This window comes from Pedobacter sp. R20-19 (genome assembly GCF_000708265.2).
Taxonomy (GTDB): Bacteria; Bacteroidota; Bacteroidia; order Sphingobacteriales; family Sphingobacteriaceae; genus Pedobacter.
In genome coordinates this window covers 819,086-839,361 of sequence record NZ_JCKI01000002.1, presented here as the reverse complement: position 1 = coordinate 839,361, position 20,276 = coordinate 819,086, and the positions used below count along the sequence as shown (strand labels likewise).

Genomic DNA, 20,276 nt, shown 5'->3' with positions numbered 1-20,276 from the left:
AAGGGTGATTACTCTGCAGCAAGTCTTAATTGGTTAATTACATCCTTCGGATTGGATAGCTTGTATTTAATTTTGTCGCCATCCTTTACCTTCTGAATGCCTTCCAGCAAAATCTTATCGCCTTCTTTTAAATCAGCACCTACAATGTATAAATCCGGAATTTCAGTTACGATTGTAATTTCTCTTGAATGTACTCTGTTATCGTTTCCAACAACAAATACATAGGTTTTATCCTGAATCTCATAAGTAGCTTTTTGCGGAATAACCAATGCGTTTTTTAATGGAACCACCATTTGGATTTTACCGGTTTCGCCGTTTCTTAACAAGTTATCAGGATTATTGAAGCGGGCCCTGAAAGCGATGTTTCCGGTTTCATTATTAAATTCACTCTCAATTACCTCTACTTTTCCTTTTGATTTAAGTACTTCATTATTAGCAAGTAATAAACCAACTTCCTGTTCACCTTTTGCCTTAACCGTGCTTTGGTAAGTGAGATATTCAGGTTCTGAAACATTGAAATAAGCAAAAACCTGGCTATTATCTGATAGGCTGGTTAATAAAGCGCCTTCATCAACCAAGCTTCCCAATTTAAATGGAATACGATCAATGGTACCTGCAAAAGGTGCCCTGATTTCGGTAAAGGCAAGGTGCATTTTAGCCATTGCAGTTTCTGCATTGGCCGATTGTAATTTAGCTTTCGCCATGGCCAGCTCATTTTTCGAAACCACATTTTTATCTGATAGTAACTTTGTATTTTCCAGTTCAATTTCTGCAGCTTTGGTTTCGGCCTGTGCCTTTAACAATTCAGCCTGTGCCATTCTAGGCATAATTTTAAATAAAACCTGACCCGCATTTACATGTTGACCTTCATCAACATAAATGTTTTGCAAATAGCCTTTTTCTTGTCCGTGGATTTCGATGTTTCTAACCGATTTAATTTGAGAAACATACTCTTTGGTGTATGAAGTATCGATCTTTAACGGTGTAGTAACCGCATAAGTAACCTCCTCTTCTTTCTCTTCCTTTTTTGATGTACATCCTGTTACATAAAGCAAAACGCTTAAAGCGAGGAACATGACATTTCTTTTCATTTTGTTTTTTGTGAATAGTTATCTGATTTTTTTTCTATCTGATTAATCTGGGATCGATTCATTCAGGATGATCACTGCTTCATCATGCAGTTCCGTTCTGTAATTTAGTTTACCCCATTTAATTAATACTGATACGAAATAACCACAGATTTATGAAGTTATAATGAAGTTGAACTTCAGGTTGGAATGAACCCTTGAAAATGGCTATGAAATTAACTTAAAACAGGCTACAACGGGACGCTAAAACAGTGTTTTTTTGATAAGTTAGAATATTATCTCTTGATGTTGCAAGTAAACAATGAAGATTTAAAGGTAATAGCAGAGTGCTACAACCAATAATATATTGATTAAGAAAGAGGCAAATGGACTACCTATCTTAATGTTGAAAATATGAGTGAAGATTTAAAGGTCATAGCAAGCCACCAAAATCTATGATGGCTATACTAAAGTCAGTTTTAGATTGCAGATGATAACGTTTTACGCATCATAATATCAGTTTGCTCATTATCACCCATTTTAAAAATGTGCTGATCAAAAGCAACAAAACCATTTTTTTCATAAAACCTAATGGCTCTGGGATTTTCTTCCCAAACCCCTAGCCATATGGTATCTTTCTTTAATTGCTTTGCAGTAACCAATGCTTGTTCATAAAGCATTTGGCCAACCTTTTTACCATGATGAGTTGATTTGACATAAATCCGTTCAATTTCTAATGCCGCCTGTCCCTGATCTTCAGTTTGTGCAGCACCAATATTCAATTTTAAATAACCTACAGGAAGACTTTCATCCCATGCAATGAAAAACATTGACTCGCTATTATTTAGTTCGCTTTTAACTTTTTGTTCACTAAAGTTTTCATCAAGGTATTTTTGCATATCCTCTTTGGTATTGCTTTCGGAGAAAGTTTCGTGAAAGGTTTCTTTACCAATTTGTTGAATTGTACTGATGTTTTCAGCCGTAGCTGCAGTGATTATAATATGTTGCATATGATTAAATACTGTTCCCAAATTATATAATCCTTCGTCATTTACTTTTAACATTTGTTAAATATTTGAAATAAAGTGGCTGATCCGATTAGTAAAGGCATTTTTATATAACAATAGTACTCACCCCTTCCATAAATCAAAAACAAGCCTGATTAATTTTTGTTAGCTTTTTGTATCAGTCAGCGCTATATGAAAAATGAACGACCGTATGTAATTTGCCTTATGATGACTTCTGTAGACGGAAAGATTTTAGGAGAAAAATGGGGCAATGGTAAAAAGATGCAAAAGCTCAGAGAAAAGTTTGAGCAAGCACATGAAGAAATCGGAATTAAAGCCTGGATAGTGGGTAGAACTACGATGGAAAAGGATTTTACGAATTTCGAAAAACCTATTATTAAGCGTGGGCATTCTGCCATAGATCGAAATGACTTTATTGGCAAAAACGATGCTTCAGGCAAGTTTGCCATTGCCTTAGATGGGCATGCCAAATTAGGCTGGAAGGAACCAATATTGCATGGCGACCAGGTTATTACCATTTTAACCGAAAAGGTAAAGGATGGTTACCTTGCCCACCTTCAGGATATTGGGGTGTCTTATATTTTTGCAGGAAAAGATGAAATAGATTTAACATTAGCCTTAAAAAAACTGCGTAAATTGTTCGGAATTGAAAAGCTGATGCTGGAAGGTGGCGCACGTATTAACGGAAGCTTTCTACAGGCTGGATTAATTGATGAATTTCATCAGTTATTATTGCCCATTGCAGATGGTGGAATGGAAACATCATCAGTTTTTGAGATTGATCCAAAAATAAAAGGAAAAGACGCAACCCTGATGAAGCTAAAAAATGTTAAACAAATTGAGGATGACGTGCTTTGGATGACTTATACATTTTAAAAAACCATTCAAAAATTGCCTACGAGCATCTGCATTTTAATGCGGATAAATTATAATTATTTAAACCTCTATGCCTTTACATGTTTAAGAACACCCTTCCCCTCCTGCTTACACTGCATTTCTTCATCTTTTCCAACTATACTTTTGCCCACAACGAAAAAATATTATCAGCGAATAAATCTGTTACGGTAACAGGCGGACGTGTTCAGGGTTCGCTATCAGATCATGGTGTGTTATCTTTCAGAGGAATACCCTATGCAGCACCACCGATTGGAGAATTAAGATGGAAAGCACCACAACCTCCCTTACCATGGGAAGGAACCAGAAATGCAACACATTTCGGACCCCGCCCTGTACAGGAGTCAAACCTTTTATATGAATTCCGTTCAAAAGAAATGAGTGAAGATTGTCTTTATTTAAACGTATGGACTTCTGCACGCTCCAATCAGGAAAAACGGCCAGTTTATGTGTTCATTCATGGGGGTTCATTTATCCATGGAGATGGCTCGCAGCCAGCATATGATGGTGAAAGCATGGCAGAGCAGGGTATTGTTTATGTTTCCATTAATTATCGGCTGGGTGTATTTGGGTTTATGTCACATCCAGAACTAAGTCAGGAATCTGGCTATGGCGGTTCAGGAAATTATGGCCTGCTTGATCAGGTTGCAGCATTGGAGTGGATCAAGAAAAATATTAGTCAGTTTGGCGGAGATCCCAATCGCGTTACGATAGGTGGAGAATCAGTAGGCGCACAATCAGTAAGTGCACATCTGGTTTCATCGCTTTCTCGTGGTTTATTTTCTGCTGCCATTGCAGAAAGTGGTTCTTTAATTGATGTACGTACGATGGTGCTGCCCTTGAAGAAATCAGAAGAACTGGGTACAGAGTTATCTGGTTTATCTAAATCAAAAACAATAGCTCAAATGCGGTTAATGCCAGCAGAAAAACTTTTAGAATTGGTGGAAAAAGGAAATCCCCGCCGTTTCAGGCCAGTAGTAGATGGCTACTTTCTGAAAGAGAATCCTGAAAAAACTTTCATAGCCGGAAAACAGGCCAATATTCCTTTACTGGTTGGATGGAATGCTCAGGAAGTGCCTGCAATCGCCTTATTTCGACTTCGCCGCATCAACGTAAAAAATTATAAAAAAGCGGTGGAAAAGATTTATGGTGAAAGAGCCGATGAAGTACTTGTACGCTATCCGGCCGAAACCAATGACGAGGTAAAAAAGGCAGCAAGTGAGCTCATGAGTGATAGGCTCATTAATTATAGTAGTTGGAAACTGGCTGAACTTCATGCACAAAATAAATCGGCAGCGGTCTACAGGTACCTTTTTGCGCATCCTCACCCCGGACTCAATCTGCGTACCATTCGGGAAGGTAATTTCTTTCAGGTTTTTATTAAGAAAATGCTCAATAAAGTAATTACCGGCACCTCATTTCATGCATCCGAAATTGAATATGCGTTGGGTAACCTAAAAATACAGGATAATTATGCCTGGAAAGCAGAAGATTACCAGGTATCAAAACAGATGCAAAGTTATTTTGTAAATTTTATTAAAAATGGCAATCCAAATGGCGTGGGTATAGATCGCATTCCACTTACAAACTGGCCAACTTATCACAACGGAACGGGAGAATTTTTAAAGATTGATATCAATAGCAAAGCTGAAACTGATGCCATAAAAGACCGATATTTGTTTTTTGAAAATCTTAAAGAAACGGAATAACGGAGGCGTGTTTCATTATCAGAATTGAAGGATCTGATTTTCGAGATCGTGGTAAAGCAGTACCTTCCATTTTTGCTTTTTGCCTTCTTCTTCCCATTTCGTGCGTTCTTCCAAGGCTTTTCTTCCATCAAAATCATTTTTAAAGGCCAGGGGATATTTAAGGTAGTTTTGCTGTGGTAAATTATCAGCACCATAAAAAATGGTTTCTCCTTTTTCCTTCACCCAGAACACCTGATGAAAAGGCGTATGTCCGCCAGAAACCTGATAAGTAATTTCATTCGTGATACTTCCCTGATCATCATCTAACAACACAACATTTGGCAGTTCGGCCAGTTGTAGCAACATCTCCATACGGTATGATGGATTTCCTGTTTGTGTTAAAGCAAAATCCAATTCCCGTCGCTGAAGATAAATCGTAGCATTTGGAAAACTATCTATCAACTTTCCGCTTAAAAAGTAACCAATCCCATCAATATGGTCTTTGTGAAGGTGTGAAATCAGCACTTTTGTAATCTGTTCTGGCTTGATATTTTCATTTTCTAAACAATGCATCACGGGAGGCATTTCTTCCTGATTGGAATTAAAACCAGTATCCATTAACATATAATCATTTTCAGTAATTACTAAAAAAGGCTGGATAGCTACTTTTATTCCTGTTGCAGTGGGGTCAGCATCTATTAAAATAAATTTCTTATTCTTATTTACGTTGTAGTTTCCTTGTTTTAGGGGGATTACTTTCATGTTATTCCTGGTGGCTAAAAGCTGGTCTTATGATTTATTAAGTATAACCTGCTAACAGATCAAATCCATTCCTGTTTGATTAACGGAGAAAATTGCACTTTATGAATTAATATCAAAAAAATTTATGATTATCCTTTGGCCGGTTATAATGATTTAGGATTGAATGATCTGGTTCATCCAATCCCAAATATTTTTTATTTTGATCTTTATTATTTGACTAACTCCAACATCACTTTAAATTTAGCATGGCCATTGTACATATAGTGGTTTAATCATCCAGGGGTATTTAATCACCGAAAAACTAAACGGTGATTGATTAATCAGGACATCATAAACTCTTTTTTCAATAAACAGTTCCCAACGATCATCCTGCTCGCTTAACAAGCCATCTCTGACTAGCCAGTTGCCCCTAAAGCCATCAATCGAACTTGATCCGATTGCTTTCCAATGTGCAATCATGGCCTCCAGCAATTGTGTCATCATTTCTATATCAGCAAGGCTGATGACTGTTTGATTTTTAACGGGTTCGTGAAGCGGAATGCCACACAGCAATTTATTTAGCGCCAGATCCCACCCATCGGTTTCCAACTGACCTGATGCTAAAAACTGAAGATGATGAACAGCATCAGCCTGCTTTTCCGGCCAGAATACTTTATTATCGTCTGTAAGGTTTAAGCGTTCAAAAAGTAAAGTAATATAGTGGTTAATTAAAACCAGACCCGCATTTTTGACAGGAATACTTCCCTTAAATATTTCTTCAGGCTGATTGATCATAAATTCTGGATTTTCATTAAATTATTACTGTTTTGGGCTGAAGTTTATCAGGTTTTTAATTTACTGAAAGGCGGCATTTTCTCCTTTGAAAGAAAGTTTAAAATATAAAGCCTGCCGCATATTCTTTATTTGCCATTGGTAATGGTTAACTGTTCATGTGCAATTTCAATGGTATCAATAGCAACCTCATTGCCGTCCGATTTTAAATCGGTACTGGTAATTTTGGTGGGCCATGCATTGCTGAGTGACCATTGCATGGTAATGTTACCGCCTTCATCCAACAACTTAATCAAGATGGTTCTTCTTTTAATGGTATTCATCTTCATTTCTGCATGCCAGTTCCAAAAGGTATTGTCATTGGCGAAAATGCCTCTCTTCATTGTCACATTGCCATATTTAGCAATGCCGGGCATTTTTTCTGTTGAGAAAAGTTTGTTATTACTCGCCCGGTATGCTATCACCTGTGTTTCTACATCCATTCCGGAAACTTCCTGAAAAGCAATATTTCTTAATTCCGGGCTAAGGTCTACTTCAAACTTGAATTTAGGCATAGGCCATGTTGAGCCTTGTTTGCTGCCTTCATCTACCATAACTAGATTTTTTTAAAGTAAAATAGTTTAATTAATACCTTACTATTCGGGTACCTTCATTTTCTGCTGGAAGGTTAATATAATAAACTCTGCCGGATAAATCAGGGCTACCTTCACCACCACAGTCATGATGCCATTCTGTATGTCAGCCGCAGTCATGGTAGAGCCCAAACCACATTCTACAGAAAATGCATCAGCAGGTGTCGCCCCCATTAATCCACCCTCTTTCCAAACAGAAGTAAGGAAACTGTTAATCATTGATTTCACCGCTTTCCAGGTATTTTGATCATTGGGTTCAAATACGTATGGATGGCAGGCCAGTTTACAGGATTGCTCCAGGAATGTCATCGTCCGCCGCACCTGAATGTATTTCCAGTCCTGACTATTGCCTTCCAGTGTACGCGCACCCCAAACCAAAATGCCAATGCCATTAAAATAGCGGATGGCATTAATGGATTTACCGGAGATAACATCAATATTTAAATTGGACTGCTGACTTTCAGATAAATTGATGGGCAGTGAAGATGCACCTACAATACTCCTATTAGCAGGTGCCTGCCAAGGGCCAACCTGGTTATCGGTAGTGGTAATTACACCTGCCATTGCACCACTTGGTGGCAATATATTTGCAATAGCCAAAACCTGATTGATAATGGTACTGTAGGTTTTACTTGCATTTTGCAGGGCGCTATGATATTGTGTAACCGTTAAAGGTGTACCGGAAGGGTTGGCAATATTGGCTAAAATCTGTGCTGCCGCAGCATTGGGATGATCTGCAGGATTTAAAAGCAGTGCCAGTTGTTTTATATCTCCACCAAACAAATTGGTATAATCTATATCCGAAGTTTGCATGGTGGTTGTACCCACAAAAGGATAATAAGCTGCCCCATAATCCAGCCCTACCACTCCTGTATTGTTTCTAAAAGTTTGAATATCCTGTGTATATAGAATTGGATCAGGATTTCTACCGCCAATTACATCAAATAAAGCTATAGCCGTTTGCATTTCTGTACATTGCAGCAGCATGGCTTGCATTAAAGCACCATTATCAGCTACAGATAATAAAGTTGCTTCCGGGCAGATGTACATGGTTGGCTCCTGCTCATTCAACAACAATTGTAGACCAGCGGTTAAATCTGCCAGTTTTACGTTTGGATTAACCAAAGGCGCACCTGCCGCCAGATGACTTTTGGATGGTGCCCCATAAGTACCTACAGAAACAATATAGGCATCGCCACCTCCATTATCATAAAACATTTTAATACTATTATAGAGGTAGTAAATGGTATTCGGATCAGGAAGTATAGAATAGTAATTACCATCAATCATTAAATAGTCTGAATTAGCAGGTTGCAATTTCTGCTGAACAAGATAATATTCGGGACTATACTGTTTCGCTGGACTTGCCGGTGCTAGTGGATCAGGATAACAGTAAAAAGCCAAAAAATCTGAAAATGAAGTGATCTTTTGTGCTACGTTAGTATAAGATTTTCCTTCATACATGGCTTGCGGCGTATAACCAATAAATGCCGGTACTGCAGTTGCTACTGGCGTTACTGAATTTGGAAAAGCATTAAGTTCGTTGATGTATACCCCTGGTGACTGGATATTAGATGAGTTCATAAACGTTAATTTTTAATAGTTGTTTTAAGTTTTAGATAAAGATATAAAATTTAAGAAAAGCCTGATTGACTACGGTATTTATTAGTCCAATTTTTTAGGCAAACCGAATGACTACATGCTCAGTTATATATGAACGTTCATCAAGAAATATAATCAATAAGCCAAAAAGATTAAATAACACTTCCCGCGGGCAATTACCCATTTACGAAATCATCTTCTGCCATTAAACCGCTAACTGCCCTACTTCTCCATAATACTATACCGTTTTGCTTTCGCCTCTTCAATCATCGTTTGCGCAAGCTCCTGTTCATACTGCAGCATTTTAATGCGAAAAGTAATTTCTGTCTGTTGGTGAGGGCCGCAGTTATCTATTTTCTCTAAACAGCGTATCTCAAGCAGGTTTAAATAAACCATTAACGCTGTATTTTCTGGTGTTTCTTCTTTTAAGCGCGAAATAATGGCCCACAACAATTCTGTTTTCGCATAATTATTAATTAATGCAGTTAGTTTTCGCTGTAGTTTTAAACAATCAAATGCAGCTTTATCTATCCGCTGTTCCATCTTTTTTATTGTGGAAGCCGTATTTTTTTGTGCCTTGATATTAATTTTTTCGAATGGTTTTATTTCGAGCTCACCTTGCATTAACAGCTCTATTTTAGAAAGCAAAGCCAGTTGGCGACTGCTTAAATTACGCAAACCAATTTCATACATACTGGCAGAACTTCGGGGCATGCCCAATAAACCGCCCATATCAATTTGCGAAAGCCCTAATTTTTCTCTTATGTGTTTCATTTTTTTTAATCGATTGTTCTTTCAGGCAGCGTTGTGATTATTTTTAATGTGGCACTTTTTTATGCCTATTAAAATTTGCACACAAAGTTGTGGCACTTTATTATGTGTCATTTTTTTATGCCACAATAAAGTATGCCACAAAATATCCGTACTGACTTGAAATGAAGTTTTCTATTATTTATATTTTTAATCATTGGGATAGCTCAATAACAAATGACTACAAACACATAACTTTTAGATAAATAGTAAAGTAAATACTGCCTAAAATTAAAGAAGCGATTAAGAGAAAACAACCCTTATCTGTACAATTATTCTAATAAATTACCAATAACATATTGGAAAAATCGGTCGTCATTGCGAGGAGGAACGACGAAGCAGCTGCTTTTGTAACCGCGGTGAAAGGCCGAACTTTAATATCCCAAAAAATCATCCTACATTTTTATACATCACCGCTATTATTGATTTAGTAGCGGCTAATTAAGATCATTATTGTTTATTCGCATAAATCATCTTATTCTTCACGTCTACAATTATGTGTTCTGCAAGTAAAGGATTTTATTAAAATATTTATATAGAGATACATTAATTTACTATTTTGACCCCATCATCTCTCCATTATTTATTAAACTTTTAAGTTACTAAATTAACAACATGACAAAATTTGCTCCCAAATCTCTATGGATCTGCTTTACCCTTCTATTTTTAATTTGTGCGTGTAAGAAAGATAATCTTAAGCCAATGACACTAGAGGAAAAAATAGCTGATGCAAAATTCTGGTACCAACAGGAAACGAAAGGCACCGTTAATTACCTGCAATCAACGAAAAAGGACTCTATATTAATTAATAACGAGCCCCTATGGGACAAAGTGCAGACTGAAGTTCTGACTGATCAGACTCTGGCTATAATTGTTCCGGTAAAAACCAATCTTTATGACATAGCACACAAAAATGGAGAACTCAATCTGGTCATCAGCTATAATGGAACGGCGAAGGATTTCAAATTACTGAACCGATTTAAGGTAAAAAATACAGATACCACACGCTTAACGACGCTTGAACTTTACAACCTTGCTTTCGAGAAAGAAAAAGAAAATAGTATTAAAAAAACTAAAATATTGACGGTAAATGGCGATAAACAGCTTACGCTGAGCGGCCAAAACCTAAGTTCAACCAAATTGCCGGGACTGGGAGAGATTAAAGATAAATTGGTAATGACTGGTGAATGTACCCATCATTTTTGGGTAGAGAAGCACTGGGTGGACGGTGAGGTAGTAAGCGAAGAATGGACTTACTTGTATAGTTCCGGGTGTGGCGGTAACGGTGGCGCTCCGGAAGAGCAATACCCTACACCTGGAGAGGGGGGACCAGATCCTCAGCCTCAAGAAAACGGTACACCGATAAATTTAGATACCTCCATTCTAAATAACGAAAAAGCGAAGTGCGCTTTACAAAAAATGATGCGGGTAACACAGTTTAGTTATTTTGTTAATCCATTCCAGGGAGCTAACAGTACTTACACCTTGAATTTCGGTGTAAAAACAACTTTGACTAATTCAGAGCCAAGTGCAAGGGGGCAAACGCTTTACTTTCCTTCAAATCCTACAGTTTTGTACATTAATCTAAAAAGGTCCTTTGTCAATTCGGCTCCGCCATTACATATTGCTAAGACTTTACTTCACGAGGCTTTCCATGCCAATTTATTGCAGAAGGTTTATGAAGCATTCGGTACTTATGAAATCAATAACACTTGGGTCAAAAAACCTGAATATATGGAACTTAATGAACTCATAGATGTTGTTGAAGAGAAGTCTGCCGGGACGAACCTACTTAATGTCATGCATCAGTATATGGCTGCGAATATGAGTGTGCTGGTGGATGGATTAGTTCAATTTGCCATGGACAATGATTCAAACTATAACGATTATGACATCTATGACTACCAAGCATTGGCATGGGAGGGGCTTAGGGAGACAACATACTTCAAAGACAATGTACAGAATACTCAGATATATTATGTGCCTGGTACTACAATACATGCACGTGCTGATTCTTTATATGATAACAGGCTTCCTCAGATGCTTGGTAAGACCAATGTTGATTGCAATAAATAAATTCGATATGACTACAAAAATTATTCTAATATTTCTTTGGATTTTACCGGCTGCATCTTTTGGCCAGTCTAAAGGACTTGGTATTACCCCAATGCACAAGTTTTTTCAACAATACACAGATAGCACCATTATAGTAGAGTATTCACAAGTAGCTGATGGAAGACCTTCTTTTTATAGAGTAATAAGTAAAACGGGAGACTTAGTAGATGCTTTCAAGTACGAACCGGTAGACACTTCGTATTATTCAGTCTTCAAACTTAAAAAATCAATGCCTGTGGTGCTATGGAATATGTTCACAATGAAGCGTACAGGATTCAATCATAATTCAGCTGATATTAACATATTTTTCAATCACGTTCAAATAGACACCAGCCTAACAAAAAAGCTCTGGCAAGAAATAACATCATTTAAACCGTGGCGGCTTGTTGATGATTATACTTATGGTGCTGAATGTAATGGCATACCCGCAGGGCTAACATACGATAGCGGCACTTGGATAATGCATTTGGTTACTAAAAAAGAAATCAAAACTTTATGCTACCTGCTCCCGGAGTATTTTGAAAAACAGTGTCCAGGCAATAAAAACAGGCAAGCTGCCATTAGAATAGAACAACTATTTAAAACCTATTACCCAACATTCAATCTGTTTAGCTATTAACCATCTCACATTTTCATACAACCGCCGCTGTTATTGATTTAGCAGCGGTGTTTTTGTTTATTACAATCCTTTTAATTGCAATCCTTCATTCTGCTGAACTTGATTCGGCACCCTTTAGTAAATAGATAGACCCTTAAATAAATTAGCAATAACAGATTGTAAAAATCTATCATAATTGCATGGAGAAACGGCGAAGCAATCTTTCATGCCAGTGATCCTGCTACTTACAACTTTATTTTTCAATAATCGAATCGGCAGTTTGCAACCCATTTAATAATTAAATTTTTCTTTGTGATTTAAGATATTGTTTCTAAATTGCCTATGCGAAATAATAATAAACAGAATTTTCAACTTAGACAGAGAAGCAATTAAGTAAGCAAATCAATTTTTAACAATATTCCTGGGTGAGCGGTTTGGCACCGTATCTAAATTTTCTCTGAAAAGAGTTTATTGTTGTTTCGCAGCACCCAGGATCTTTTTAACAATGTTATGCGAAACAACAATTGTAAAAACCAAAACACACAGCTCCCTGCTCAGGTTGCAGCTGAAACAGCCAACATGATTGTATTACCTGCAATTTGTGCAGTGAAGGCTACCTTACATCATATTGATGGCCATGTTTCTGAAATTTTGATGACTTTGCCACGATATACCGGCTGGACAGAATTTTTAGAGGATGGGCAAAATTCCATTAGAGAATATGTGTATCAGCTCACCAGGCATTGGATTAAAATAAGCCATTTCTTTATAGAAACCGGAACCATCACCACCAATGGAACAATAGCCTCTTGTTTTTTGCCACGCAGGTTCGATATCCCTTTAGGCAAATTTTATAAACCAATGGCGCATGGTTCTTGGGTATCAGCCAATCAACACCCGCATCATCCAAAATATAACCAAAAAGGATCGGGCAAAAGTTTATCAGTATTGATGGCCATTGCAAACAGTAGAAATGATGTAATTTATCATCAAATTGAACCGAATACGATTCTTTGCGGCATTCCTTTCGAAAGTAAATTTGCTTACTTTGAAAAAGGTGATATTCCTATCGGGCATTTCCAAAAGAATGGCATTGAATATATAGTGATTTACAGTTATGTTGCTGATGGGAAGGGAAGTTTTGAGTGAGGTAAAATGAAATTGACAAATTAAATTTAAGCCCTTGCGGATGGTGAGGGCTTAAAATGTGCTAAAATTCAATTACCTCCTGGGCGGTACATTTAACATGTTACCTACTAAGGCATTAACGATTTAACAAATTCAATAAAAATTCTAATGGCTCATACTTTAGAAGGGTATAAAACAGCTCTTTAAAACATTAATAAACTAATTATTAATATTAACACACATTTTTACGTGCTAATTTTTAAAATCATACGTACCAAATGTAATTCTGTCAAAATCATCAGATTTGTATATTTCTGCCACTCGCTTTTTTTTATCCCAAAGAAAAATGTAATTTCTAGTCTTTCCTAAATACCTTAAAGTGTCGTTTGTAGTGATAGTATCACTTTTCCCATATAATTTAACTTGAATGTAATCCTTAGTCGTCATTTCGATAGCAATTGGCAGTGTTATACTCCATATAAACCCAGAAATTACCAATAGGGTTACTACAGTGTAACCACGTACTCTATTAAATTCCAGATTAATTTGTTTTTTGCGTAATACCTTTATTACATCCCAAATTCCACTTAAGCTTCCGAACCCGAAAATCATAGATATCACAAACAATATCGAGTAATTAAAACGAGTATAATGTAGCCATTCTTCTGAATAATTACCAAAAACATTTCTGAGAAGATCAAAATAAAGATAACCCAAGGAAACTATGTGAGTTATGTAAACGACAAAATAATAATACACGAAGTAACTTGTGGGGCTGATATTTGCATATTTTAGGACTGGATATAGCACAGATATTACAGAGCAAATCAGAAGCACATAAATTATTTGGGTAAACCAGGTTGTAAAAACCTCACTAAGATCTATAAATGTGAGAATGGGGATTCCAAATGGCGAAAAATAAAATATTGCTCTCAGTAAACCTAATATTAAAAAGACAGCAGATATGACCGTTGCCCAGGTAGCAATATTATCAAGAAACTTTTTCATTTACTTTTATAACAAGTGTTAAAAGCATATTTTAAATCCTGCTGTATATCTCTGGGAAAATCTTCCATATGCAAAACATTAAAGGTTACTCTGCCATTACTGGCGTGAATAAAATAATAATTATGTAAGTCTGCCGGAGCTGTGCCGGTTATTATATCATCATGTTTAGCTAACCAAAAGCAGTATTTTTCGTTGAGTCCGTCAACTTTTTTCTTAAAAGCTTCATAATTGGGATCTTCCATACTGAAAGATAGGTTTTGTATTTCACTCATAGTTTTAAGAGATTAATCTCCTCGAATATACAACATATTTCTATCGCCCTGCAACCATGCCAACTTAATAAACTTGCACCGATCAGAGCATTAAAGTAGTTTAGGCTATTAATTTTTATCACCATTTAGCCTAATCTGCTCGGCTATGATACAAAATCCAGCGTAAAAATTTTAGGGTTAATCATGTTTACTCTTAACCTTCTGAACCAGATCGATCTCGATGATTATTGGCCGTGAAACAGTTCCCCTTAGATTGATGCTTAGAACTCCAACATCAATGGTATGGTTGCCTTTAAAAGTTATTGTCTTTGTAGGCCAGTTATAAGCCCAAGAATTAAAAGGCTTCTTACGAAAGTTAAAGTAATTATCACTAACGCTATTATATCAAATGAAAACAAATAAATTAGATATTTCTGGAGTAAAAATAACTTGAGGATATATCCTAACAGTGAAATGAATCCTAGGGATTTGATACATCCCTTCAGCAATCTGACAGTCATTGGATACAAGGCGGTAGAGAAAAACAAATCAAACAATGAAATACTTTCATTCTCATCAGCATTCGCAGGAACCTTTGCACTAAGTTTAAAAGTTATAATCACAGTTAATAGGGTAAGCACGAAACCCGCAAAAGTTAGTGACACTGTGGATAAATCAGTAGCTAGTGCCACCAACGTATCCATTTTAGGCAATGAGAACTTTAGCCGAGTATAAACCATAAAAGTTATGAAAGCAATAACTAAGGCTAGGCTATAGTCATACAGTATTGGCCGATTAAAGTATTTATTTATCATTTGTAATAAACTTCAATAAAATCGGCATATTTTTCTTCTATCAATTCATACCACTCTTTAGCTGTAAGCTGTTTTAAACTTTCAATTTCCACAAGTAGCTCAGCCTTCCCTTTAATTAAATTGAACACGTCATCCTCTCCATCTGTGTTGACAAATTTAACCTCAAAATTCTCAAATTGGGATATGTTTTCGGGGTTTGACTTGAACTTTTTAAGAAAAGTCATAAACATATTGTTTGCTTTAACATTGAGTTCATCACTGATTATCTTTCCACCCGGTGTTTGAAACAAAGCTTCAACACGAATAAAATTTGGCTGCAGTTTTTGCCCTATGGTTGCAAATTCACTGACATATCCTTTGATTTCATTATCGAGGTATGTTACATTTTTAGGCCTCATTTTTATGTCGAAATTCAACACGTTTTTTAATGAACTTATAGCCTCATCGATCCTTATACGCATTAACTGAGTAACAGTCGTTGTTTTTGCAATGCGTAAGACCTTATATGCTATTTGTCTAAAATAGAACTCTATGTCAGTTATCCTGGGACCATTGTGGTTATATTCTACACATACAACTGCAGGGCTGCGGTTAAAATCTATAAAAAAATTTGTCAGTTCAGTGAGTGTGCCATCAGTTTTATTAAAAGGAACCAATTCGTAGGTATCTTTTGGTTTAAGCATTGGAACTTTGCCACCACGGATAAGCGCTAACGAACATCTTATAATTCGCTTTGCTGGAATCCTGTATGCGACATGCATGAATAATTCTCTTGGTTCTTCACCATCCCTATTCTTATTTTTATCTACTAAAAATGCCTTGCCCTCAAGTTTCTCATTATTCAAAAAGGTAATAGCTTCGATTAAAATATCAGCATTAGACTTCTCAACGCCGTTATAAGGTACAAATTTTAATGTATGCAAATGGCATTTTACAAGATGTGTTGGTACTGGTCTAGGGCTTGTAGACATGGTGAGAGATTATTGATCGGTCAATTTAATTTGTTCAATGTATGAATAATATTTCATTTAGAGAACACCTCTTAGCAAGTATATAAGTTTAGCTACCAGCTCAGTATATTGCTTTAAGTTTTTAATATAAATTACAATTTCATTTTTTTGATATGTAATTCAATCAATCGAAACTGTTTGTAATCGGGGTTATTTATAGTGAAAAATAGTTCCCAATCTTCGGATTTTGGCAGTTGATTTTCAATAATGAGATATAGCAAAAAGCTATAAATCAAAAAAGCCAACTTATTAGGTGGCTTAGTTTTTTAAGAGTTTAGAAACTTGTCCTGATTTTTTGACTCTAAATTAATTATATCTAATTCTCCAGTGAACGTTTGAGCTGGAATTATTATAGTTCCGGTGGCTTTCCCAAAGCTGGATGTAATAGTTGATAAAAAAGCACGAACATATGGGAACATTATCGCAGGAGCGTTTATATGCATAAACTTTTGTCGGTAATCATCGCTTGCATCATCGCTTATTGAAAGTTGCCAATTGCTGTTGTTGTAATAGTGAAGGAATCTTCTGCTTCAACAGTTATATTCATAATAACATCAAATTCTTTTGAATCTTTATGAACAAATAAATAGGGAGTAATATCTAGATTTATTTCCTCGTCATCAAATGGTTTAGAGCAGGAATAGTTTAGGGATATAAATCTTACATCCCTAAATTTTAAATTCTCTTGTCTTTTTACCGCCATTATGCCGCGAGACCATGAAAAGATGAAAATACTACTTCTACCTCTTGAATATATTTAGGTTCAACCGATATTGTTCCTTTACTTTTCTGGATTGATTGTAGGTTTGAAAGATATCCCTGAACCCCAATAAAATCCTTGATCTTTTGTTTATCACGTTCTTGAAACCACTCGTTAAGTGACTCATAGGTCTCCGCATCTAAGGCTTTATCTAGAGAGTCTTCTAATTGTTGTAAATTGAGCATTTTGTTTCTATTATTAATTACTTACTATCGTAATGGTGTGCAAAGTTATTAATTATTTTTAAATCGAAGGCAGCTAGCTGTATCCTCTTTTTGTAATAAAAACCAGTAACTTTTGAAATTGTTTCATTTGAAGGTAAATCTTGAAACATGATACCGGTTACCCACTGACTCCAACCACCTCTTGACATAATATATTCATTTATATCTTGAATACCAGGTTTCTTAGTAGATTTTTTATAAATTGAGTTTATGGCTTTGTCAATTTGCTTTAACCAAAAATTATAGTGTTCTTCATTGAAAACCGTATCGAGTACGTTTTCCGTGTCAATGTCAGCAATATAAACTGAAAAGCCGGTATATGTTTTCTTAGCTGTTGATCCCCACCATAGCGCGTCATCTTCTGTATCCCAGAAATAATATCCGTTTCCAAGCCAGGCATCGTCTCTTTCGCATAATAAGGGCTCAGTTAGTGGAGGTTTGCTGTACCCTTGAGTATGATACATATTTCGGTTTTTCTTGGTCATTTGAGAGCATTATATAACAAAAGTAATTTAAAATATATCGAAAGCAAATTTTTTAGAAGTTTTAATTCAACTATTGCTACTTGTCTGTATATCAAAATACATACTAAAACTAAAAACGCCATGTAAGTTTATATTTTACAAGGCGTTAACTGTACAAAGTACCCAAGAGGAGATTCGAACTCCCACACCCATACAGGCGCCAGCCCCTCAAGCTGGTGCGTCTACCAATTTCGCCACCTGGGTATTTACTATTTAATCATTCCCGAAGGCATCTACCATCCCGATAGCTATCGGGATCGCCACCTGGGTTTATGATGCAAATATAATTTAATTTTGCACGTTAGAAATAGGAATCAGAAAATTATTTAAACCTGCAAATAAACAGTTCCTACAATTCAATTTTCAAACCATCATAAGCCAATCTGATGTTGGCGGGCAATTCCTTTTCAACTTCTTCATGCAAACCTAAATTATGACTGATGTGTGTAATGTACGTGGTTTCTGCCCCAACCTTTTCTGCAAAGGCAATGGCTTCATTTAAAGTAAAGTGAGATATATGTGGTTCTCTTTGCAGTGCATTAATAACCAGTACTTTGGTTCCTTTTATTTGCTCAAAAGATTGATCAGAAATGGTTTTAGCGTCTGTAATATAAGTAAAATCACCTATGCGATAGCCCGTGATGGGCAATAGATGGTGCATCACTTCAAAAGGAATAATCGTATTTTCACCTATCTGAAAATTTTCTCCATTAGTTACGGTATGCAGGTTAATTTGAGGTAAACCATGGTACTTTGTATCTGCAAAAATATAATAGAACTCACGCTTTAAAGCAATTTGAACCCGGTCTGTAGCATACACATCGATCACTTTTTGAAGCAGATAATTAAAAGGACGAATATCATCTAAACCAGCAATATGATCTTTATGTTCATGGGTAAACAGCACCGCGTCAAGGTCTTTTACTTGTGCTCGCAAAAGCTGGTATCGAAAATCCGGTCCGCTATCTACTACAATAGTTTTATCAGCCAATTCTACTAAAATGGAGGTTCTCAACCGATTGTTTTTTCTATCTGTAGACAAACAAACTTCGCAATTACAGGCAATTACCGGGACACCTTGTGAGGTACCCGTCCCTAAGAAAGTGATCTTCATTGTAAAAATCCCTCCTTTTCTAATATGTAATTTGCTCTTCCTATAGTGATCAAAATAACTCCATTTGTTGTAAAGAATGAAAAAACTGTCTTTGCTTATCATCTAAAAGGTTTTCATCCGGACTGGTTTGCTTAATCAACGCAACCAATGCCGCAATTTTACCTTCTAAATTTGAAAACTTATTCACCACAATAACCCTATTGTGCTCAAGCAGGCAAGCACCTGTTTTAAAGTTCCCCTTCTCATAACGAACTTTAAAACCCATCGCCAAAAGCAATTGTTCTAATTTCTCTAACGAATGATTGGTTAAGGGCAGCGACATTGGAACAAACTTAGAGAAATCTGTGGATCATTCATAAAGACGAGCTGGATTTTTTTTACCAAATGCGGGAATAGTCATCAAATGAATACGAGAAATAGCCGATATTTATCCGATGGCTAAAAGAAAAATTAATGCCTCTGCTTCACAAAAATTAAATCACCTTAATACAAAAAGGTTCAGCTGTTTCCAACTGAACCTTTAAGAAAGAGCGCGATTTTAATTAATTCGGTTAAAAAGTCCTTTTACATTACCAGAGCCACCGCTGCCCGTAGTGGTAATGTGCCCTGTGTTTCCATTTCCATCATAACCACTTCCTTTGTTATTGCTGGCTGTACAATTGGTAACGGTATGTGCAACATTTTGTCCGGCACTACCCAACTTGAAACCATTTCCATCTCCATTGGTACCATAACCATTATTGGTGGCTGTACAATTGTTCATCACCACCGTATAAGGCTGTCCGTATAAATCCCAGCCATCATCAGAATTATGGTAGGCATTGCAGGAATTAAACTGATTACCAGCACCGGCAGACAATTTACAAGCATATCCATCTGCATTTTCACCACCATTGGCCACATCATAATTATCATATGAGGTAGAGTTGTTAATGCTATTGTGGTGTCCGCCATTGTAAATTTGTAATCCAGAATCCTTATTGCCGTAGGTAGTCACCTTATTTACATAGTTGTAACCGCCTGTTTGGAACACAATACCACAGTCGGGTGCATTTCTAATGGTCATATTGGTAATATTCCAATAACTCCCATTTACCTTAACACCCCAGTTGGCACCAGAAATTCCTGAACAATCCAGTATGCCTCCGGTAAAATTAATCTTGGAACTTGATGTACCGTTTTTCAACAATTGAAGTGTGCTCGTTAGATAGATCGTGCCACTCACCGTAATGACGTCGCCTGGTTGCGCATTTGCTATGGCTGATTTTAAAGCAGCCTCAGAGGTTACTGTTGAACTTACAGCTGCGGCTGCAAGTCCTGATTTGTTTGGCTGAACGATAGATTGACCATCTGTAACTTCAGCAATAGTGGTTTTGTCTTTCTTGCATCCGAACAATGCAATAGCCATCCCGAGTACGAGAATACCTGAGTTCTTTTTCATGATTTTAGATTTATATTTGGTTATTAATAGTTAT

At 36.5% G+C, this 20,276-nt stretch carries 20 protein-coding genes and 1 tRNA gene; 5 read left to right on the top strand and 16 right to left on the bottom strand.

Annotation, left to right across the window (positions count from 1 at the left end; translation table 11 throughout):
* Positions 1 to 8: 8 nt before the first annotated feature.
* Both AN34_RS07485 and AN34_RS07480 read right to left on the bottom strand, forming a co-directional pair.
* Positions 9 to 1,091 carry an efflux RND transporter periplasmic adaptor subunit gene (locus AN34_RS07485; protein WP_029283864.1) on the bottom strand — a complete coding sequence of 361 codons (1,083 nt, stop codon included), beginning with the start codon at positions 1,089 to 1,091 and terminating at the stop codon, positions 9 to 11.
* A gap of 455 nt (positions 1,092 to 1,546) precedes the next feature.
* The gene (locus AN34_RS07480) at positions 1,547 to 2,131 is read right to left on the bottom strand and encodes a GNAT family N-acetyltransferase (protein WP_231625500.1); all 585 of its coding nucleotides are present in this window, start codon (positions 2,129 to 2,131) and stop codon (positions 1,547 to 1,549) included.
* Between the two features lie 135 nt (positions 2,132 to 2,266).
* On the opposite strand from AN34_RS07480, the gene AN34_RS07475 reads away from it, so the two are divergent.
* Both AN34_RS07475 and AN34_RS07470 read left to right on the top strand, forming a co-directional pair.
* Positions 2,267 to 2,971, top strand: coding sequence for a RibD family protein (locus AN34_RS07475; protein ID WP_029283862.1), 705 nt, complete (start codon positions 2,267 to 2,269; stop codon positions 2,969 to 2,971).
* An 80-nt stretch (positions 2,972 to 3,051) separates the two neighbouring features.
* Positions 3,052 to 4,698 carry a carboxylesterase/lipase family protein gene (locus tag AN34_RS07470; RefSeq protein ID WP_051666301.1) on the top strand — a complete coding sequence of 549 codons (1,647 nt, stop codon included), beginning with the start codon at positions 3,052 to 3,054 and terminating at the stop codon, positions 4,696 to 4,698.
* Positions 4,699 to 4,716: 18 nt separating this feature from the next.
* Here AN34_RS07470 and AN34_RS07465 read toward each other — a convergent pair whose 3' ends face one another.
* The 5 genes from AN34_RS07465 to AN34_RS07445 all read right to left on the bottom strand — a co-directional run bounded on the left by AN34_RS07465 (position 4,717) and on the right by AN34_RS07445 (position 9,218).
* On the bottom strand, positions 4,717 to 5,439 hold the full coding sequence (locus AN34_RS07465) for an MBL fold metallo-hydrolase (RefSeq protein WP_029283859.1): 723 nt from the start codon (positions 5,437 to 5,439) through the stop codon (positions 4,717 to 4,719).
* Between the two features lie 240 nt (positions 5,440 to 5,679).
* Positions 5,680 to 6,213, bottom strand: coding sequence for a contractile injection system tape measure protein (locus tag AN34_RS07460; RefSeq protein WP_029283858.1), 534 nt, complete (start codon positions 6,211 to 6,213; stop codon positions 5,680 to 5,682).
* Positions 6,214 to 6,338: 125 nt separating this feature from the next.
* On the bottom strand, positions 6,339 to 6,803 hold the full coding sequence (locus tag AN34_RS07455) for a phage tail protein (RefSeq protein ID WP_029283856.1): 465 nt from the start codon (positions 6,801 to 6,803) through the stop codon (positions 6,339 to 6,341).
* A gap of 42 nt (positions 6,804 to 6,845) precedes the next feature.
* Complete coding sequence (locus AN34_RS07450) at positions 6,846 to 8,426, bottom strand: phage tail sheath C-terminal domain-containing protein (protein WP_029283854.1); 1,581 nt, start codon at positions 8,424 to 8,426, stop codon at positions 6,846 to 6,848.
* Between the two features lie 240 nt (positions 8,427 to 8,666).
* On the bottom strand, positions 8,667 to 9,218 hold the full coding sequence (locus tag AN34_RS07445) for a helix-turn-helix domain-containing protein (RefSeq protein WP_029283853.1): 552 nt from the start codon (positions 9,216 to 9,218) through the stop codon (positions 8,667 to 8,669).
* 651 nt (positions 9,219 to 9,869) lie between these two features.
* Here AN34_RS07445 and AN34_RS07440 point away from each other — a divergent pair.
* From AN34_RS07440 to AN34_RS07430, 3 genes are all read left to right on the top strand, one after another.
* On the top strand, positions 9,870 to 11,330 hold the full coding sequence (locus AN34_RS07440) for a hypothetical protein (RefSeq protein WP_029283852.1): 1,461 nt from the start codon (positions 9,870 to 9,872) through the stop codon (positions 11,328 to 11,330).
* Positions 11,331 to 11,337: 7 nt separating this feature from the next.
* Positions 11,338 to 11,988 carry a hypothetical protein gene (locus AN34_RS07435; protein ID WP_157263237.1) on the top strand — a complete coding sequence of 217 codons (651 nt, stop codon included), beginning with the start codon at positions 11,338 to 11,340 and terminating at the stop codon, positions 11,986 to 11,988.
* Positions 11,989 to 12,477: 489 nt separating this feature from the next.
* Entirely contained in the window at positions 12,478 to 13,116 is a 639-nt protein-coding gene (locus tag AN34_RS07430; protein ID WP_029283850.1) for a hypothetical protein, read from the top strand.
* 231 nt (positions 13,117 to 13,347) lie between these two features.
* Here AN34_RS07430 and AN34_RS07425 read toward each other — a convergent pair whose 3' ends face one another.
* The 9 genes from AN34_RS07425 to AN34_RS07375 form a co-directional block, all read right to left on the bottom strand.
* Positions 13,348 to 14,103 carry a hypothetical protein gene (locus AN34_RS07425; RefSeq protein WP_029283849.1) on the bottom strand — a complete coding sequence of 252 codons (756 nt, stop codon included), beginning with the start codon at positions 14,101 to 14,103 and terminating at the stop codon, positions 13,348 to 13,350.
* Entirely contained in the window at positions 14,100 to 14,375 is a 276-nt protein-coding gene (locus tag AN34_RS07420; RefSeq protein WP_029283848.1) for a hypothetical protein, read from the bottom strand. Before AN34_RS07420 ends, AN34_RS07425 begins: the two co-directional genes overlap by 4 nt.
* A gap of 790 nt (positions 14,376 to 15,165) precedes the next feature.
* Positions 15,166 to 16,140, bottom strand: a complete 975-nt coding sequence (locus AN34_RS07410) for a hypothetical protein (protein WP_029283846.1) — start codon at positions 16,138 to 16,140, stop codon at positions 15,166 to 15,168.
* Positions 16,141 to 16,881: 741 nt separating this feature from the next.
* Positions 16,882 to 17,124, bottom strand: a complete 243-nt coding sequence (locus AN34_RS07400) for a hypothetical protein (RefSeq protein ID WP_029283842.1) — start codon at positions 17,122 to 17,124, stop codon at positions 16,882 to 16,884.
* Positions 17,125 to 17,141: 17 nt separating this feature from the next.
* A complete protein-coding gene (locus tag AN34_RS07395; RefSeq protein ID WP_029283840.1) occupies positions 17,142 to 17,648 on the bottom strand; it encodes a hypothetical protein in 507 nt (168 codons plus the stop codon).
* Positions 17,649 to 17,807: 159 nt separating this feature from the next.
* Positions 17,808 to 17,891 (bottom strand) — tRNA-Leu (locus AN34_RS07390).
* 145 nt (positions 17,892 to 18,036) lie between these two features.
* Positions 18,037 to 18,801, bottom strand: a complete 765-nt coding sequence (locus AN34_RS07385; RefSeq protein WP_029283837.1) for an MBL fold metallo-hydrolase — start codon at positions 18,799 to 18,801, stop codon at positions 18,037 to 18,039.
* 49 nt (positions 18,802 to 18,850) lie between these two features.
* Positions 18,851 to 19,123, bottom strand: a complete 273-nt coding sequence (locus AN34_RS07380; RefSeq protein WP_029283835.1) for a hypothetical protein — start codon at positions 19,121 to 19,123, stop codon at positions 18,851 to 18,853.
* 216 nt (positions 19,124 to 19,339) lie between these two features.
* A complete protein-coding gene (locus tag AN34_RS07375; protein WP_029283833.1) occupies positions 19,340 to 20,242 on the bottom strand; it encodes a right-handed parallel beta-helix repeat-containing protein in 903 nt (300 codons plus the stop codon).
* Between the last annotated feature and the right edge of the window lie 34 nt (positions 20,243 to 20,276).

Coding starts and splice junctions, on each gene's coding strand:
- AN34_RS07485 (WP_029283864.1), bottom strand. CDS start 1,091: ATGAAAAGAAATGTCATGTTCCTCGCTTTAAGCGTTTTGCTTTATGTA.
- AN34_RS07480 (WP_231625500.1), bottom strand. CDS start 2,131: ATGTTAAAAGTAAATGACGAAGGATTATATAATTTGGGAACAGTATTT.
- AN34_RS07475 (WP_029283862.1), top strand. CDS start 2,267: ATGAAAAATGAACGACCGTATGTAATTTGCCTTATGATGACTTCTGTA.
- AN34_RS07470 (WP_051666301.1), top strand. CDS start 3,052: ATGTTTAAGAACACCCTTCCCCTCCTGCTTACACTGCATTTCTTCATC.
- AN34_RS07465 (WP_029283859.1), bottom strand. CDS start 5,439: ATGAAAGTAATCCCCCTAAAACAAGGAAACTACAACGTAAATAAGAAT.
- AN34_RS07460 (WP_029283858.1), bottom strand. CDS start 6,213: ATGATCAATCAGCCTGAAGAAATATTTAAGGGAAGTATTCCTGTCAAA.
- AN34_RS07455 (WP_029283856.1), bottom strand. CDS start 6,803: ATGGTAGATGAAGGCAGCAAACAAGGCTCAACATGGCCTATGCCTAAA.
- AN34_RS07450 (WP_029283854.1), bottom strand. CDS start 8,426: ATGAACTCATCTAATATCCAGTCACCAGGGGTATACATCAACGAACTT.
- AN34_RS07445 (WP_029283853.1), bottom strand. CDS start 9,218: ATGAAACACATAAGAGAAAAATTAGGGCTTTCGCAAATTGATATGGGC.
- AN34_RS07440 (WP_029283852.1), top strand. CDS start 9,870: ATGACAAAATTTGCTCCCAAATCTCTATGGATCTGCTTTACCCTTCTA.
- AN34_RS07435 (WP_157263237.1), top strand. CDS start 11,338: ATGACTACAAAAATTATTCTAATATTTCTTTGGATTTTACCGGCTGCA.
- AN34_RS07430 (WP_029283850.1), top strand. CDS start 12,478: ATGCGAAACAACAATTGTAAAAACCAAAACACACAGCTCCCTGCTCAG.
- AN34_RS07425 (WP_029283849.1), bottom strand. CDS start 14,103: ATGAAAAAGTTTCTTGATAATATTGCTACCTGGGCAACGGTCATATCT.
- AN34_RS07420 (WP_029283848.1), bottom strand. CDS start 14,375: ATGAGTGAAATACAAAACCTATCTTTCAGTATGGAAGATCCCAATTAT.
- AN34_RS07410 (WP_029283846.1), bottom strand. CDS start 16,140: ATGTCTACAAGCCCTAGACCAGTACCAACACATCTTGTAAAATGCCAT.
- AN34_RS07400 (WP_029283842.1), bottom strand. CDS start 17,124: ATGCTCAATTTACAACAATTAGAAGACTCTCTAGATAAAGCCTTAGAT.
- AN34_RS07395 (WP_029283840.1), bottom strand. CDS start 17,648: ATGACCAAGAAAAACCGAAATATGTATCATACTCAAGGGTACAGCAAA.
- AN34_RS07385 (WP_029283837.1), bottom strand. CDS start 18,801: ATGAAGATCACTTTCTTAGGGACGGGTACCTCACAAGGTGTCCCGGTA.
- AN34_RS07380 (WP_029283835.1), bottom strand. CDS start 19,123: ATGTCGCTGCCCTTAACCAATCATTCGTTAGAGAAATTAGAACAATTG.
- AN34_RS07375 (WP_029283833.1), bottom strand. CDS start 20,242: ATGAAAAAGAACTCAGGTATTCTCGTACTCGGGATGGCTATTGCATTG.